Origin of the sequence: Mesorhizobium vachelliae (assembly GCF_033977325.1) — a bacterium.
Taxonomy (GTDB): domain Bacteria; phylum Pseudomonadota; class Alphaproteobacteria; order Rhizobiales; family Rhizobiaceae; genus Mesorhizobium; species Mesorhizobium vachelliae.
In genome coordinates, this window is the sequence record NZ_JAVIIR010000014.1 from 98,605 (window position 1) to 113,731 (window position 15,127).

Annotated in this window: 15 protein-coding genes and 1 tRNA gene; 5 read left to right on the forward strand and 11 right to left on the reverse strand. The window is 63.5% G+C overall.

Annotated elements, in window-relative coordinates:
- Positions 1-7 precede the first annotated feature (7 nt).
- Both RFM41_RS25870 and RFM41_RS25875 read left to right on the forward strand, forming a co-directional pair.
- Positions 8-1,303 carry an FAD-binding oxidoreductase gene (locus tag RFM41_RS25870; RefSeq protein ID WP_320252152.1) on the forward strand — a complete coding sequence of 432 codons (1,296 nt, stop codon included), beginning with the start codon at positions 8-10 and terminating at the stop codon, positions 1,301-1,303.
- 22 nt (positions 1,304-1,325) lie between these two features.
- Positions 1,326-2,504 (forward strand): MFS transporter, encoded by a 1,179-nt coding sequence (locus RFM41_RS25875; RefSeq protein ID WP_320252150.1) that lies wholly within the window; start codon positions 1,326-1,328, stop codon positions 2,502-2,504.
- A gap of 49 nt (positions 2,505-2,553) precedes the next feature.
- On the opposite strand, the gene RFM41_RS25880 is transcribed toward RFM41_RS25875, so the two are convergent.
- From RFM41_RS25880 to RFM41_RS25915, 8 genes are all read right to left on the reverse strand, one after another.
- A complete protein-coding gene (locus RFM41_RS25880) occupies positions 2,554-3,084 on the reverse strand; it encodes a dihydrofolate reductase family protein (RefSeq protein WP_320252148.1) in 531 nt (176 codons plus the stop codon).
- 178 nt (positions 3,085-3,262) lie between these two features.
- Positions 3,263-4,180, reverse strand: coding sequence for an NADP-dependent oxidoreductase (locus RFM41_RS25885; protein ID WP_320252146.1), 918 nt, complete (start codon positions 4,178-4,180; stop codon positions 3,263-3,265).
- A 95-nt stretch (positions 4,181-4,275) separates the two neighbouring features.
- Positions 4,276-4,761: a DUF3788 domain-containing protein gene (locus RFM41_RS25890; RefSeq protein WP_320252144.1), complete on the reverse strand. Its 486-nt coding sequence runs from the start codon at positions 4,759-4,761 to the stop codon at positions 4,276-4,278.
- Between the two features lie 39 nt (positions 4,762-4,800).
- Positions 4,801-5,547, reverse strand: coding sequence for an FMN-dependent NADH-azoreductase (locus RFM41_RS25895; protein ID WP_320252142.1), 747 nt, complete (start codon positions 5,545-5,547; stop codon positions 4,801-4,803).
- Between the two features lie 43 nt (positions 5,548-5,590).
- Entirely contained in the window at positions 5,591-6,136 is a 546-nt protein-coding gene (locus tag RFM41_RS25900) for a carboxymuconolactone decarboxylase family protein (protein WP_320252140.1), read from the reverse strand.
- Between the two features lie 34 nt (positions 6,137-6,170).
- A complete protein-coding gene (locus RFM41_RS25905) occupies positions 6,171-6,800 on the reverse strand; it encodes a nitroreductase family protein (RefSeq protein ID WP_320252303.1) in 630 nt (209 codons plus the stop codon).
- Positions 6,801-7,122: 322 nt separating this feature from the next.
- Positions 7,123-8,079, reverse strand: coding sequence for an AraC family transcriptional regulator (locus RFM41_RS25910; protein ID WP_320252138.1), 957 nt, complete (start codon positions 8,077-8,079; stop codon positions 7,123-7,125).
- Positions 8,080-8,243: 164 nt separating this feature from the next.
- A complete protein-coding gene (locus RFM41_RS25915) occupies positions 8,244-9,143 on the reverse strand; it encodes an AraC family transcriptional regulator (protein WP_320252136.1) in 900 nt (299 codons plus the stop codon).
- 173 nt (positions 9,144-9,316) lie between these two features.
- On the opposite strand from RFM41_RS25915, the gene RFM41_RS25920 reads away from it, so the two are divergent.
- Positions 9,317-10,276: an aldo/keto reductase gene (locus RFM41_RS25920; RefSeq protein ID WP_320252134.1), complete on the forward strand. Its 960-nt coding sequence runs from the start codon at positions 9,317-9,319 to the stop codon at positions 10,274-10,276.
- Positions 10,277-10,440: 164 nt separating this feature from the next.
- Here RFM41_RS25920 and RFM41_RS25925 read toward each other — a convergent pair whose 3' ends face one another.
- Complete coding sequence (locus RFM41_RS25925) at positions 10,441-11,193, reverse strand: sulfite exporter TauE/SafE family protein (RefSeq protein ID WP_320252302.1); 753 nt, start codon at positions 11,191-11,193, stop codon at positions 10,441-10,443.
- A 218-nt stretch (positions 11,194-11,411) separates the two neighbouring features.
- On the opposite strand from RFM41_RS25925, the gene RFM41_RS25930 reads away from it, so the two are divergent.
- Positions 11,412-12,338, forward strand: a complete 927-nt coding sequence (locus RFM41_RS25930) for a LysR family transcriptional regulator (protein ID WP_320252132.1) — start codon at positions 11,412-11,414, stop codon at positions 12,336-12,338.
- Positions 12,339-12,665: 327 nt separating this feature from the next.
- Here the strand turns inward: RFM41_RS25930 and RFM41_RS25935 are convergent, their stop codons facing one another.
- Positions 12,666-13,097, reverse strand: coding sequence for a MarR family winged helix-turn-helix transcriptional regulator (locus RFM41_RS25935; protein ID WP_320252130.1), 432 nt, complete (start codon positions 13,095-13,097; stop codon positions 12,666-12,668).
- Between the two features lie 140 nt (positions 13,098-13,237).
- On the opposite strand from RFM41_RS25935, the gene RFM41_RS25940 reads away from it, so the two are divergent.
- Positions 13,238-14,842 (forward strand): FAD-dependent monooxygenase, encoded by a 1,605-nt coding sequence (locus tag RFM41_RS25940; protein ID WP_320252128.1) that lies wholly within the window; start codon positions 13,238-13,240, stop codon positions 14,840-14,842.
- A gap of 113 nt (positions 14,843-14,955) precedes the next feature.
- Here RFM41_RS25940 and RFM41_RS25945 read toward each other — a convergent pair.
- Positions 14,956-15,032: transfer RNA gene (locus RFM41_RS25945), tRNA-Arg, on the reverse strand.
- Between the last annotated feature and the right edge of the window lie 95 nt (positions 15,033-15,127).

The window sequence follows — 15,127 nt, forward strand, 5'->3', positions numbered from 1 at the left end:
ACTGGTATTGCCGACGGACGCCTGCTACGACCAGGCGCGCAGAGTGTGGAACGGGGCGATCGACAAACGGCCCTCGGCAATCGTCTTTTGCGCCAATGCCGATGACGTCATCCTTGCCGTGACCTATGCCCGGTCGCAAGGCTGCCTCGTGGCCGTTCGCAGCGGCGGCCACAACGTCGCCGGCCTGTCGGTCTGCGACGATGGCATGGTGATCGACCTGTCGCGCATGAAGAAGATCGCGGTCGATCCCGAGCGCCGGGTCGCCAGGGCCGAAGCCGGACTGACCCTTGCCGAGTTCGACGCAGCCACGCAGGCGCATGGGCTTGCGACGACCATGGGCGTCAACGGCGACACCGGCATTGCCGGCCTGACGCTCGGCGGCGGCTTCGGCAAGCTCGGGCGCAAGCATGGTCTCAGCTGCGATAATCTGATCGCAGCTGAAATCGTCACCGCCGACGGACGGCTGTTGCGGACAAGCGCCGGCGAGCACCCTGACCTGTTCTGGGCCTTGCGCGGCGGCGGCGGCAATTTCGGCATCGTGACGGCGTTCGAATACCGGCTGCACCCGCTCGGCCCGGACCTTCTCGTGGGCTCGGTGCTTCACGCCTGGGATCAGGCGCGCGAGGCCATGCGGTTCTACGACAGATTCTCCCGCGACGCCCCGGACGAGGTGAGCGTCGATGCCGCGCTCGTCACGCTGCCCTCGGGCGAGCGCGCCTTCAGCATCTCGGCCTGCTATGCCGGGCCGCTCGAGGCGGGCAAGCCTGTCATCGCGCCGCTGATGAAATTCGGATCTCCCATCGATAGCCGTCTCCAGGCCATCCCCTACCTCCAGATTCAATCGGCGGGCGACAGCCTCTTTCCACGCGGGCGACGCTATTACTGGAAGGCGCAGTTCCTGCGCGGGATCAGCGATGGCGCGATCGAGGCTCTGCTCGACGCTTACGCCAAGGCTCCCAATCGCTCGTCCCTGCTGGTCTTCCAGCAGGTCGGCGGCGCGATCGCCCGCGTGCCCGCGTCGGATTCGCCCTACGCCAACCGCGATGCGGCCCTCGACTGCTTCCCGATCGCCATCTGGGACGATCCGGCCGATGACGCGGCCAATATCGGTTGGGCGCGCGAGCTTTGGAATGCGGTCAGACCATTCTCAACCGGCGGCGTTTATGCCAACAATCTTGGCGACGAAGGTGACGAGCGCGTGCGTGATGCCTATGGCGCCAATTATGCGCGCCTCGCCGCCATCAAGACGCAGTACGATCCGACCAATTTCTTCCGATTGAACCAGAATATCAGGCCTGGATAACTCGAAAATCCGTGGGGGACCCGTGCGCGGCCGCTGGACGATCCTTGCCGTCCTCTTTGTCGCCCGCGCCGCGATGGCGGTGCAATTCCAGAGCATCGCGGCCATCGCGCCGGAGCTTGGGAAGGCGCTGAACGCCAATCTCGCCGATATAGGCGTGCTTATAGGCCTCTATTTCGCGCCGGGCATCGCGCTGGCGCTTCCGGGCGGCGCGATCGGACGGCGCTTTGGCGACAAGGCGACCGTGCTTGCCGGGCTGGCCATGATGCTGGCGGGCGAGGCGCTGCTTTGCAGCTCGACTTCATGGAGCGTGCAGATCGCAGGCCGGCTGATCGCGGGCATAGGCGGCGTGCTGCTGAACGTGCTTATGACCAAGATGATGGTCGACTGGTTCGCGGGCCGGCAGATCGCCACGGCGATGGCGATCTTCATCAACTCATGGCCGCTGGGCATCGCCCTGACGCTCGTCGTGCTGCCGCTGATCCAGGCTGAGTTCGGAATTGCCGGCGCGCAGATCGCGGTCATGGCGCTTATCGGCGCGGCCCTGGCACTGGTCGGGCTTTTCTACCGGCCGCCAGACCACTCCGTCGCTCCGGTTTCGGCCCAGGCTGCGCGGCTCGGGCCGCCCGTCGTCTGGGCGGTGCTGCTGGCAGGGTTGATATGGGCCTTCTACAATGTCGGCTTCGCCATGATCTTCAGTTTCGCGCCGTCGATGCTGGTCGAGCGCGGCTGGTCGACCGCCGCCGCCGGCTCTGCGGTCAGCATCGCACTGTGGCTCGCGGCGCTGTCGGTTCCGCTCGGAGGCTACCTCGCGGACCGTGCGGGAAGCCGCAATACGCTGCTTGTCGCAAGCAGCCTCGCTTTCGCTGCACTGATCGCGCTGTTGTGGCGGGGCTCGCCGGTGCCGCCCACATTGGTTGCGCTCGGCCTCGTCTGCGGGCTTCCGGCTGGATCGATCATGAGCCTGCCGGCGCGGGTGCTGGCGCCGGCGACACGAGCACTGGGAATGGGGCTTTTCTACACCGTCTACTACGCCACGATGCTGATGGCGCCCTGGCTCGGCGGCAGGCTTGCGCTTTGGACAGGCGGCGCAGGCGCGGCCCTCGGCCTCGGCTCGGCGGCTCTTTTGGCCTGCCCGCTCCTTTTGTGGGGGTTCGAACGCAGGCTGCTCGTGCAGGCCCGGACGGCACCGCAGGCGAGCTGAGATCCTTACGAATTTTCTGCCGTCGGCGGCACGGCAGGATGTCGCAAGATCAGACGGGAACGTAGGTCAACCTGATCACATCCTCGCCGATGCGATCGTGAGCCATGAGGCGCAGCGGCGGCCGGGGTCCGGCGAAATAGGGCTTGCCGTGACCAAGCACCACAGGGTGGAGGTAGATCCGATACTCATCGATCAAGCCCAGTTCGGTGAGGCTTCGCGCAAGGTCAGGGCCGGCGACCTCGATCTCACCGTCGCGCCCGGCCTTCAGCTTGCGGATCGCGTCCGCGAGATCGCCCTCGACAAGCGTGGCGTTGGGACCGACCGACTGCAACGAGCGCGAGACGACCCATTTCGGCTGGCGCCGCCACGCCGCCGCGAAGGCCTGCTCCTCCGCACCCCATTCAGGATGCTCGTCGTCCCAGTAGCGCATGATCTCATACATGCGGCGACCGTAGATGCTGCCGGCCTGTCGCTCGGCCTCCTCGATGAAGTGGCGGAAGAGCGTGGGGCTTGGCCCAAACGCGGTATGATCGACGTAGCCGTCCAGCGACTGGTTCATTCCGAACACAAGCTTGGCCATTGCCTGTTCCTCAAATGGCATTCGCGCAATCTGATTGCGCTATGCAATCGGTTTTAGGTTAAGTCGACCGATTTTATTTTGCAATTGGTTTTTGGGTGTCATATCGCTCAGCGCGCGACCCGGCGGGACACGGAGATGACAATCGGGGAGAGAGGAAGCGCCCTCTCTCCCCAAGTTCTCACGAGCGAACGCGGATGACCGTCTTTCCCGCGCGCCGCTCGGTCGAATTGAAGGTTGCGACGGCATCGTCGAGCGATGACACCTTGCCGATGTTGGTCCGCAGCCTTCCGTCCCGTACCCGCTGGATTATCTCCGATAGCTGGGCGCGATCAGCCTCGACGACGAAGTCGATCGCCAGGCCGTCGGCGGGTCGAACATCCGTCGGCGCGACGACGGTTACCAGCGTTCCTCCAGCCCGGATCAGGGCTGCGGACCGCTTCTGGATATCGCCGCCGATGACGTCGAACACAAGGTCGACGCCGCCGATGTCCTCCAGAGTGTCGTTGCCGAGGTCGACGAACTCGTTCGCGCCGAAGTCGAGCGCCTTCTGGCGGTCGGCGGCGCGTCCGGTGCCGATGACATAGGCTCCGGCTTCGCGTGCAAGCTGCGTCACCACCGAGCCGACGGCGCCGGCCGCGCCATGCGCAAGCACGCTCTGTCCCGCCCGAAGGCGGCCGTGCTGGAACAGGCCCTGCCATGCGGTCAGGCCCGAGATCGGCAGGCTTGCGCCCACCGTGAAGTCGACATCGCCGGGCAGCGGCGCGAGGTTGCGTGCCTCCATGGCGACGTACTCGGCAAGTGTGCCGTCGCGATGCCAGTCCGACAGGCCGAACACCCGCTGACCGATCGAAAGCCCCGTGGTGCCGTAGCCAAGCGCGGTGACCACACCGGCCAGCTCGTGGCCGAGGATGGACGGCGTCCGGTCATGGAAGGCCCGATCGGCCCAGGTCGAAGGCCACTCCAGCTCGGTGTTGACGAATCCCGCCGCGTGAACCTGAACGACGACGTCGTTTATCGCCGCCTGCGGCTCGGGCCGCTCCACCAGCTTCATTCCGGCCGTTCCTGCCGTCTGGTCCGTAACAACGATTGCTTTCATGGGAATTGTCTCCTTTGTTGGTTCGGGGGTAAATTGCGGGCGCGGAAGGTTTTCTCGGTCCCTCACGCGACCGATTATCGGCTCGACGCCTTCCGCTACGGCCTCGATGTCGAATTGCCGTGCGACGGCAGCGGTCGCTTCATGGTCAGAAGCTCCGTCACATCGCGCAGATCATCCGCCGATGAGACGGCAACCGTCAGCCATTTCCCGTCGATGTATGTCCTGGCTTCATCGTAGAGCGCGGCCAATGGCGGGCGCCAGAGACAACGCCGCTCCTCAAACTTCTCTCGTTCCGCCCCACCCATGACCACCACGGCCGAAAACCGCCGGTATTCCGGCACCAGGGTGCAGAACGCCTTGGTTTTCTTGTAGCGCAGGGACCAGCCGCGGTTCTTGCCGCCGTAGAGCCAGTCCGGCGCGAAAACGCCTGGGTAGAATTCGTCGATCCAGTTCCGCAGCTCGGCCCAATAGCCGAACGCCTCTGGTCCGACCCATTCACGGATGGCGCTGTCATCGGGTGCTACTGATTTGTCGGTGATCCTGTCGCCGATTTGGGGAAGCGTAGCGGTCGGTAAAATCATCGGAAGACCTCGTGTTCACGGTCCGGCGGAGGCCGGAGGTTAAGATGCGGGAGCGCCCAGAGCTTGCGGCGTGCCTGAGAACATTGCTGGCGCGACGCTCCCAGGAGCAGGGCGGACATCGCGATACGATCTGCCGGCGCCTGAGAGCACCGCAGGCCAGGCGTCGCCGTCTCGAAGGTCTGCCACGGGCGTCAGGTCGATAGCGGCGAGCGCTTTTTCCCTCGCCAACGGAGCTTGGTCCCGATCGAGGAACGCGGTGGCCTGCAGGGGAAGAAATTGCTGGGTTTTCAGCCCAACGGAGCGCAGTGCCAGCGACAGATAGGGCGTGAGAAAATCGGGCTGGTTTGCCCTGTCGCCGGTAAAGACGCCACCGGAAGCGACGCCGATGAACACCGGACGATCCCGGAGCATCCCCACCTTCCCGGCCGGCGTCGACTTCATCGTGCGACCGACACGCAGAATCTGGTCGATCCACGCCTTGAGGGCCGAGGGAACGGTGAAGTTGTACATCGGCGTCCCGATGACGATCACGTCAGCGGCTTCGACTTCCCGAATAAGCGCTTCGGAAACATCCAGAGCGCCCTTCGGCGGGGCGGCCAACGTGGCCGGCGACGCCAGCGCTCCGGCGTAGAGAGCCACGGTGTGGGGCAAGGGTTCAGTCCCCAGATCACGCCGTGTGATGCTCGCCTCGGGGGCAACCTCAAGAAGCTTTTCGACGATCGCCTTCGAAAGCTGGCGGCTATGCGATTCTTGTCGCGGACTGACATCGATATGGAGGATGTTCATGTGACGGATCCAGTGCTTCGGGAGGTTTCGGCAGGACAGGGGCTCAGATCGAGCCGGCTGGCGTGACGGCGGGAAAGTCCTTGTCGTGATCGAACACGTTGTTGAAGAAGTTCGTCAGGGAGTACATGGCCACCAGGGCGACAATCTCGATGATGTTTGCATCGGTGTAGCCCGCATCGCGGACAGCTTTCAGATCGGCGTCGCTGACGTGACCGCGGGTCTCGATGACCTTGCGCGCAAACTGGACGGCCGCATCCCGTTTTGCGTCGTTGGCACGACCCTTCCGGGCGAGAATGATGTCCTCGGCTGGCAGCTTAGCCATATGTTCGGCGGTGAAGCTGTGAACCGTCAGGCAATAGTTGCAGCCGTTCACTTCGGAGACGGCGAGGCCTATGCTGTCGCGTGTCTTCACGTCGAGCGTTTTGCTGAGAGAGCCGAGCAACGTAGCCCACGAGTTGAATGCGATGGGGCTCTGCGCGAAGGCGGCCATCATATTCGGGGTGAACCCGATGTTCCTGGTGAAGGCATCGAGAGCCGGCTTCGATTCAGCCGGTACCTGTTCCGGCTTCAGGGCAGCAATCCTTGCCATGATAGTCTCCATAAACTTCTGATTTTATTGAGAATTATGCGAAGTCCAGCACATCGGCGACGGGCATGCGCGGCTTCTGCGGCCAGTTGCCGGCGCGCTCCGGCCCGACGGTCAGGAGCATCACCGGCACTTCGTCTTCGGCGAGGCCGAACTCGCTGTGCACGGCTTCGGCGTCGAAGCCGATCATCGGCGTTGAACCCCAGCCCAGCGAGCGGGCCGTGTAGATGATCGCGGCAGCGCCAAAGGTGGCGGTGCGCACTGCCTCGTCGCGTTGCCGCTGGGGTTGACCGTCATACAGACCGCGAGCGGGCATTTCCCAGTCGGGCACAAGGTGCGCCGGCATGATGCCGGCTTCCACCACCGGTGCCAGGCGCGCGGGAACGGTGCTGGCATCGGCCAACTGGCCAATGACAATGAAGGTAACGGCGGCGTCGGTGATCGCGGGCTGGTTCCAGGCGATCGGGCGCAACCGGGCCTTGGCCTCAGGCGTGCGGACGGCGATGAACCGCCAGTTCTGCAGGTGGAAGGATGTCGGCGCGGATGTGCCGATCCGCACAAGGTCACGGATCTGATCGTCGCTCAGGGTGGCTGCCGGGTCATAGTACTTGGCGGCGCTGCGGCTCAGGATCGTTTCGATGACGGCGTTCGTGGGCGTCGTCCGCATGGGCAAATGGGAAGGCTGGGGCGAAAGTGCGATTCCGCTCGTCTCGGTCTGCGCGTGGATGTCGGCGATCGCGCCGGTTGCCGGCTTGCCGGTGATGCAGTTCATTGGGTGGCTCCCTAATCAAGTGATTACGGAGCCTAAGTTACGCCATGCTTCGCAACATTCGAGACTGGATTAGCTCAATATGATGCTCAAAAGGATCAAGCCGCGCGTATGAGACCTAGGCTGCGCGTCTCGCTGAAACGGATTCGGGCGACGCGCCTTAGGTCTTTTTGTTTTGATGCATATCCCGGAACCGCTGCACACGTCTGGGCGACATGCATCAAACGCCCTTGTGCGCCAGTCGGCGCCATTCGCCCGGCGTCATCCCCATCCTCTCCGCAAACACACGTCGAAATGCCGAAACGGATTGATACCCGACCGCCTCGGCCACAGCCTCGGTGCTGATCGCCGGCTTCTTCAACTCGTTGGCTGCCAGACTCATGCGAAGATCGGTCAACAAGTCGAGCGCGGAGCAACCCAGCCTGTCCTGAAAGTGCCTCATGAACGTGGCGCGCGACATGCCGCACAAGTCCGCCAGATCGGGCAGTTTCCAGGACCGCGTCGGATCGGCGAACATTGCCGCAATTGCTGGAGCCAGCCGCGGATGGCCGGCCAGGGCCAACAAGCCTTCGGGCGCTCCCTCGGCTTCGCTTGCCGCGCGCAATACCAGCGTGAACAGAGCCGAAGAAAGCGCGTTTAGCATGGCTCGTCCTCCGGCTCTGTCCCCCGAGGACTCCATCCGCATCAGGTTCACCAGGCTGGCCAGCTGGCTGGAGGCTGAGCCCACTCCATTTTCTCCATGACCGCTCATGGCCCGCGTCACCAGATTCGCGGGCATGTAGTTGCGGATCAGCCGGTCATGGGGCGGCGCGATGAAAAATCGCCCGCACATCAGATCGAGTCGCTCGCCCTCGCCATCGTTCTCGCTCAGCATCCATCCGGCAGCCCCGCGGTGTTGACGGGTACGGATAGGTGCTTGCCCACTACCGTCATGCAGCACATGCGCAGCGCCGTGAGGCAAAAGCACGATATCTCCGCTCACCAGCTCTCGTGGTGTTCGGGTCTCCGGGTCCTCCATAATGGCGCGGCCCTTGACGATGACATGGTAGGGAATTTCGTTCGCCGCAGCCTGGCTCCAGGCAACGCGCCACGGCGCACCATAGGCGCAGCGGACCTCGAGCTGACCGGTTACGGTGACGATTTGCAGGAGATGGCTTAGCCAGTCGACTTCAGACATCGGGCCTCGGGAACCGGAAATGGTGAAACATCTTATCGCAATTGTGTGTTGGTTCTACTTGTCGCCCACGTTTCCAACCTGGCTCCCTAGCGGCCTGGATCGTGAGCGAGCCACCCGGCCATATTTGGACTAAACCTTAATGCGCCGACGTCGGCAGGCTGAGCTCAAGCGACCACTGCCAAGGCCGGCGAAGCGCGCAAGCGGGCTATGTCGCGCGCCGGCGGCTCTCCAAAGTGGCGGCGATATTCGCGACTGAACTGCGACGCGCTTTCGTAACCGACATGGAAGGCGGCAGTCGTGGCATCGATGTCCTGGACCAGCATCAGGCTGCGCGCATCCTGCAGCCTGAGCTGCTTCTGGAACTGCAGCGGCGTCATCGCCGTCACGGCGCGAAAATGCTCGTGCAGGCTAGACGAACTCATGCCTACTTCCGCGGCAAGCCGCTCGATGCTGAACCGGTCCCGGAAGTTCTTGCCGATCCAGGCGATGGCGCGGCCGACCTGGGCCAACCGACCCTGGCTGGAGGTGATGTGGCGCATCCTGGCGCCGTCCGGGCCGGCGAGCAGGCGATAGAGAATTTCCTGCTCGGCCAGCGGCCCGAGCACGGGCAGCGCTGCCGGATCGTCGAGCAGGCGCAGCAGGCGCAGCGTCGCGTCGAGCAGACCGGCGCCAGCGTCGGACACCGTCTTGCCTATGGGCAGAGAGGGCGTTCCGGGTGGCGGCGGCACGCGCAACGCCAGGTCACCCAGCATGACCGGATCGAAATCGAGGTACAGGCAGAGATAGGGCTTGTCGGGCGTCGCCTCGATCACATGGCCTATAGCCGGCAGGTCGTAGGTCACGACCCCGTAGCGCCCCGGTGCGTATCTGAACACGCGGTCGCCCAGCGCGACCTCCTTTCGCCCCTGCACGACGAGGACCAGTTGCGGCCGGTAAACATTCGGCATCGGCATCGTCACCGTGGAGGATCGAACAAGCGTCACACGCTCGATGGGGGTGGCGTTGAAGCCATCCTTCGAGACGTGCCGGGCAATCACGGCCGCGATTTCGGTCAGTGTTTCCATGAACCCGACCATCGCACGCGGGCGGAAGCGCGGCAATGCGAACCGCGGCTTCTGGAGGATCAGGCAGGAATCCCGGCGCATCAGGCTAACGGTTCGGCCTCGCCGAGCATCACTTTATCAGCGGCGCCCGGGTCACAGCGTACCTGGCCGCGGAACACGTATGGAGAGCAAACATGACAACCGATAATCTGAAGATCCCCACCGTCGCGCTGGGCACGTGGGCCTGGGGCGACAGCGGCGAGGCTGGCGACGGCTATTTCGGCAGCCCCCTGACTCAGGCTGGTTTGGAAGAGGTCGCGGACAAGGCGCATGCGGCCGGCTTCACCCTGTGGGATACCGCCGCAGTCTACGGCATGGGCCGTTCCGAGACCGTTCTCGGGGACGTCCTGAAGCCCTTCGCCCGCAGCGACTACCAGCTCTCCACGAAGTTCACCCCGCAGGCTGCGGAAACCGGCGACGATCCGGTGACGGACATGCTGGGGCAGAGTCTGGCCCGCCTCGGCACCGACTACATCGACCTCTACTGGATTCACAATCCGGCAGATGTAGCACGGTGGACTCCGCACCTGATCCCGTTGCTGAAAAGCGGGAAGGTCAAACATGTGGGCGTCTCGAATCACAAGCTGAGCGAAATCGAGCTCGCCAATCGGATCCTCGGAGAAGCTGGGTTCCGGGTGGAGGCCGTCCAGAACCACTATAGCCTCCTTTACCGCAGCTCCGAGGATGCTGGCATCCTGGACTACTGCCGCAACCAAGGCATCCCATTCTTCGCCTATATGGTGCTCGAACAGGGCGCCTTGACGGGCAAGTACAGCCCGGAGAACCCGCTGCCGGAAGGCAGCAACCGGGCGGCGACTTACAATGGCATGCTGCCTCAGTTGAAGGCGCTGACGGACAAGCTCGCCTCGATCGGCCAGAGGCAGGGTGCAGCAGCTCCCGAGGTCGCGACGGCTTGGGCTATCGCCAAGGGCACGACGCCGATCATCGGGGTCACCAAGCCCTACTATATCGATGGCCTGGTCCGAGCTACCAGCATAGCGCTCTCCAGCGACGACATTACGGCGCTGGAAGCTCTCGCCGACGCCGCCAACGTGAACACGCGCGGCTGGTGGGAACAGGAGATGGAAGTCTGAATGGGCCAGTCATAGTCGCGTCGTCATATCGCTCAGCGCGCGGCCCGGTGAGACACGGAGATGACAATCGGGGAGAAAGGAAGCGCCCTCTCTCCCCAAGCTCTCACGAGCGAGCGCGTATGACCGTCTTCCCCGCGCGCCGCTCTGGCGCATCGTCATCTGTCTCAGAGGAAGAATGGGTGAACGGCCAGTTCGAGGCCAAGAATTGCAAGGAGAATAAGGAACCAGCGTCGAAAGATTGCGGCGCTTATGCGCTCGCGGACCGTTGTTCCGACCCACATGCCCAGCAACGAGGGAATGACCGCGAGCGCTGACAAAGCAACATTTCCAAGATGGAAAGCTCCGCCACGGGCCAAGCCCGCCGCAAGCGCTATTGTCGAGACCGTGAACGACAGTCCCAATGCCTGGATCAGATTGTCCTTGGAAAGGCCGAGGGCCTGGAGGTAGGGAACGGCAGGAAGCGTGAAGATTCCAGTTGCCCCGTTGATTGCTCCGGTTGTCAGCCCAATAACAGGCGACAGCAAACGTTCACGGCGCCCAGGTATCGACAATGGCTTCGCCCACAGGCCGTGCACCGCGTAGAGAATCAAGGCGGAGCCCAGTCCGACGCTTGCATATTCTGTATCGACACTCGTCAGAAGCCATGTGCCGGCGAGCGTGCCAACCACGATGCCGAGCATCATCAGCGAAAACCTTTTTATCAGCGCCAGACAACCCGGCCCCATGAGCAGCTGCCAAAGATTGGTGACAAAGGATGGGATGACCAGCAGCGAAGCTGCACTGACCGGCGACATGATCGAACCGAGGATACCCATGGCGACGGTCGGCAGGCCCATCCCCGCCACGCCCTTGACGATCCCGGCGAGGAAGAATGTCAACACGACAATCAGGAGGTGCGGTGAAAAGTAGTCGTTCATTTTTGGCTTGCTCAACCTGAAAGTGCTGCATTCGATGGCTTCGCTTGGGCCGATGGCACCCACGCTGCCTCATAGGGCGGCCCAGCCAACGGACACGCTAGCTCTTATCGCGCGCCAGCCACGTTAACCGCTTGCTTTATTGTCTAAAATCAGAAATTCTGATGTCGCGCACAGACAGAATAAACGAGCGAGTCAAACGTCACAATTGGTAGTTCCCGATGGGAAAGTTCGGCAAAACCGAAGGAAAGGCCTTGCGCTTCGATTTGACGGATATGCGGTTGTTCCTGGCCGTCGTGGAGCAAGGCAGCCTGACCAAGGGCTCCGAGATCATGAATCTGGCTCTCGCTTCGGTCAGCGAACGCATTTCCGGAATGGAATCGTCGCTTGGCGCACAGCTCCTGGAACGAAATAGGCGGGGGGTCACGACGACCGCGGCCGGTGATGCCCTGGTTCGCCATGCCCGTTTGATCTTAAACCAGGTGGAGCAGATGCGCGGGGAACTGCGCACCTACGGCACCGGTCTGAAAGGGCGCATCAGGCTCCTGTCCAACACGGCTGGGCTGGCTGCCTTTCTACCGCATCGACTCTGCCGATTCCTGGTCGCTTATCCGGACCTTTCCATTGATCTCGGTGAGCGGCCAAGCACCGAGATTGCTCTGACCATCGCGGAAGGTCGTGCTGATTTGGGAGTTGTGGCCGACATTGCCGATCTGGCAGCGTTGCAGACTCGCGTTATCGCGCAGGACCAGCTCGTCGTCGTGATGAGCGAAACGCATCGCATCAGCGATCGACGATCGGTGGCTTTTGCGGACGTCGTGGGCGAGCCGTTCGTCGGCCTGTCCGATGCCGCGCTGGAAGCTCATCTGGGAGAACGTGCGGCCCGCCTGGGCCGCCAGATTTACTACCGCATTCAACTCAGACGGATTGAGCACGTCGCAATGCTGGTCAAGTCCGGTGTTGGGATCGCGATTTTATCAGAGGCCTCCACCCAAGACTTGACTCGCCTCGGCTTGGCAATTGTTCCACTGCGAGACCCCTGGGCGCTCAGGCAGCTTCATCTTTGCGCGCATGATTTCTCTGCGCTCACGCCGCACGCCAGCTTGCTTGCGCAAGAGCTTATGGAGCCGAAGGTTGCTGCCTCTTAGATGATAATCGGGGAGAGGACTGCCCTCTCTCCCCAAGTTCTCACGAGCGAACGCGTATGACCGTCTTTCCCGCGCGCCGCCCGGTCGATAGCTGGGCTCGATCGGCTTCGACGACGCGGAAAGTACGGGTCCTCACCGAGATGCTGATCAAGAGCTTCGAACTGAATCCACACCTTTGGGGCCTCAACCGCTGAACTCGATCAGAACGAAGCTCAGATCAGGGGCAGGAGTTCGAAGATCGCTCTGCTCGGCCGCGAGCGCGACGATATGGCCCGCGCGGTCCGTCGACTCGACTCAGCTCAATGCGTCGCAGGAAGGGCGGCGCGATCAGCCGGCACGCAGTTTCCCCAATATCCTGACAAGCGCATCCAGATCACCTGCCGGCAGGCTTGTCAGTTCCGGCGGCGGTTGGCGGTAGGCCGCCTGCAAATCATTCTTTGTCGCTGCCCCCTTTTCGGTTGCCCGCACGAGCTTCACACGCCGATCGCCGGGGGATGGAATGCGCTCGGCCAGGCCAGATCGCTCCAGCCGGTCCACCAGCCATGTCGCGGTCGAGGGATCGCATCCCCATTCGCGCGCCAGTGCCCCGATCGGCTTGCCTTCGGCGTCGAGCAGGAACAGGGCGCGGGAATCGTTCGGCGTCAGCTCATGCCTTTGCTGCGCCTCCAAACGCTGCGGCGCCGAACGCATCAGAAAGTCGAACATCAGGCGCCAGGCCTCGCCGGCAAGGTCGGGCGCGTCGCGGGGAAGTGTCGTCATGCTTCGGTTCCCGTGCTGCTGAGGCAGCTTGACATATTTTGATTAATCAAATAGTTTTGTCAATCAAAATAATTACTGGCCACTTGCAGCCCGGCTCCGCCGGGAAGGAATCCGTCGTGTCCCAAGCACAGGAGTATCCCATGAGCACGCGCATCCCGATTGTGATCGTCGGCGGCGGCCTGAACGGCCTGACGGCCGCCGCGCTCCTCGCCCATCAAGGTATTGGCTGCATGGTTGTGGAGCGCCACGCCGACACCTCGATCCAATACAAGTTCGCCGGCATCTCACCGCGCAGCATGGAGATATTCCGAGGTCTCGGGCTGGAGACGGAAATCCGCGCCAAGCGCACCGGCGATCAGCAGGGTGGCGGCATTGCACGGGCAAGAAACCTCGCCGATCCGGATATCCGATGGGGCGGCCCGGCATGGCCCGATGCCAGCCCCTACAGTCCCACGCAGCCCGCGACCTGCGACCAGCATGTGCTGGAGCCGATCCTGCGGCATTGCGCGGAAAGGCTCGGCGCGGACATTCGCTTCGGCACCGAGTTTTCATCCCTGGAGCAGGACGCCGCCGTCGTTCGTGCCGTCATCCGCGATCGCGAAACCGGGGAGGAAGAAACGGTCGTCGCCGACTATCTGATCGCCGCCGACGGCGCCAACGGCACGCTGCGCGAAAGTCTCGGCATCGGCCGCAACGGCCCGGGCGTGCTGCAGCACTGGATGAACATCATCTTCGACACCGATTTGTCTCCCGAGATCGGCGGCAGGCCGCTCACTTCCTGCTTCGTCAGCGACCTCAACGCCACCGTCACGCCGCGCCCCGGCGGACGCTGGCTGCTGGCGCTGCAATATTTTCCGGCAAGGGGCGAGCGGCCGGAGGACTTCGACCGCGACCGTTGCCGGGACCTCGTCGAACAGGCGGCGGGCCGATCCGGCGTCAAGGCCGAGCTGGTCGATGCGCGGTCCTGGGAGATGGCGGCATTCGTTGCCGACCGTTTCCGCGCGGGCCGCTGCTTCCTGATCGGCGACGCCGCCCACCTGATGCCGCCGACCGGGGCGTTCGGGGGCAATTCGGGCATACACGATGCGCATAACCTGGCCTGGAAGCTCGCCATGGTCGTCCGCGGCGAGGCGGATCCCAGCCTGCTCGACAGCTACGATGCGGAGCGCCGGCCGGTGATCGCCGCGACGCTGGCGCAGGCACTCGCCCGCCTACAGCAGTGGTTCAAGGACCCTGCGGGGCGCTTGCCGCCTGCCGTCGCCATCGTGGACGACTACGACGTCGTGTTCGGACAGCGCTACGACAGCGGCGCTTTGGTGCCTGAGGCAGCCCGCAACCGGCCATTCGAGCCGGTCGCGGAACTCGCCGGCGTTCCTGGCAGCCGCGCGCCCCATCTTATCCTTGAGCGTGAGGGCAAAAAGCTCTCGACGCTGGATCTGTTCGGAAGCGACTTCGTGCTGCTTGCAGGCGATGCGAGGTGGCGCGCCGCGGCGGATCGCTTGCGCGAGGATGGCGGCGTTCCGCTCAGCTGCCATGTCCTCGGCTCGTCCGGCGATCTCGACGCTTCGGGAGGAGGCTGGTCGCGCGCCTATGGCGTGGGCGATGGTGGCGCCGTGCTGGTTCGCCCTGACGGCTTCGTGGCATGGCGTGCGCCAGGCGCGGAGACCGACTTCGAAGGCCGGCTTGTCCAAGCTCTGGACGAGATCGGTGTGCGTGTCGGCCATCATGACGGGGCGTGTCAATGACGTGATGTCAGGCGATTCCGAACGTGACTTTGCGTCCGTCGGGTCATCGGCCCCGGCAAGACCCTCGCGAGCGCATGGCGGCGCTATCATATTGCAAAGGACAATCGGCGGTTTGGCGCGCCCGAAGAGATTCGAACTCCTGACCCCCAGATTCGTAGTCTGGTGCTCTATCCAGCTGAGCTACGGGCGCGCAATAGGCCGTGTTTGACACAAGCCCCGCGATCCGGTCGAGACGGCCGGCCGCGATGTGGAGTGTTCCCTAACGACTGAATTTGCGAAAAGCAA

Excerpts from the sequence above, each read along its gene's own strand:
- RFM41_RS25880 (WP_320252148.1), bottom strand. The coding sequence starts at position 3,084 with ATGGCCAAGCTTGTGTTCGGAATGAACCAGTCGCTGGACGGCTACGTC.
- RFM41_RS25885 (WP_320252146.1), bottom strand. The coding sequence starts at position 4,180 with ATGAAAGCAATCGTTGTTACGGACCAGACGGCAGGAACGGCCGGAATG.
- RFM41_RS25890 (WP_320252144.1), bottom strand. The coding sequence starts at position 4,761 with ATGATTTTACCGACCGCTACGCTTCCCCAAATCGGCGACAGGATCACC.
- RFM41_RS25895 (WP_320252142.1), bottom strand. The coding sequence starts at position 5,547 with ATGAACATCCTCCATATCGATGTCAGTCCGCGACAAGAATCGCATAGC.
- RFM41_RS25900 (WP_320252140.1), bottom strand. The coding sequence starts at position 6,136 with ATGGCAAGGATTGCTGCCCTGAAGCCGGAACAGGTACCGGCTGAATCG.
- RFM41_RS25905 (WP_320252303.1), bottom strand. The coding sequence starts at position 6,800 with ATGCGGACGACGCCCACGAACGCCGTCATCGAAACGATCCTGAGCCGC.
- RFM41_RS25910 (WP_320252138.1), bottom strand. The coding sequence starts at position 8,079 with ATGTCTGAAGTCGACTGGCTAAGCCATCTCCTGCAAATCGTCACCGTA.
- RFM41_RS25915 (WP_320252136.1), bottom strand. The coding sequence starts at position 9,143 with ATGGAAACACTGACCGAAATCGCGGCCGTGATTGCCCGGCACGTCTCG.
- RFM41_RS25920 (WP_320252134.1), top strand. The coding sequence starts at position 9,317 with ATGACAACCGATAATCTGAAGATCCCCACCGTCGCGCTGGGCACGTGG.
- RFM41_RS25925 (WP_320252302.1), bottom strand. The coding sequence starts at position 11,193 with ATGAACGACTACTTTTCACCGCACCTCCTGATTGTCGTGTTGACATTC.
- RFM41_RS25930 (WP_320252132.1), top strand. The coding sequence starts at position 11,412 with ATGGGAAAGTTCGGCAAAACCGAAGGAAAGGCCTTGCGCTTCGATTTG.
- RFM41_RS25935 (WP_320252130.1), bottom strand. The coding sequence starts at position 13,097 with ATGACGACACTTCCCCGCGACGCGCCCGACCTTGCCGGCGAGGCCTGG.
- RFM41_RS25940 (WP_320252128.1), top strand. The coding sequence starts at position 13,238 with ATGAGCACGCGCATCCCGATTGTGATCGTCGGCGGCGGCCTGAACGGC.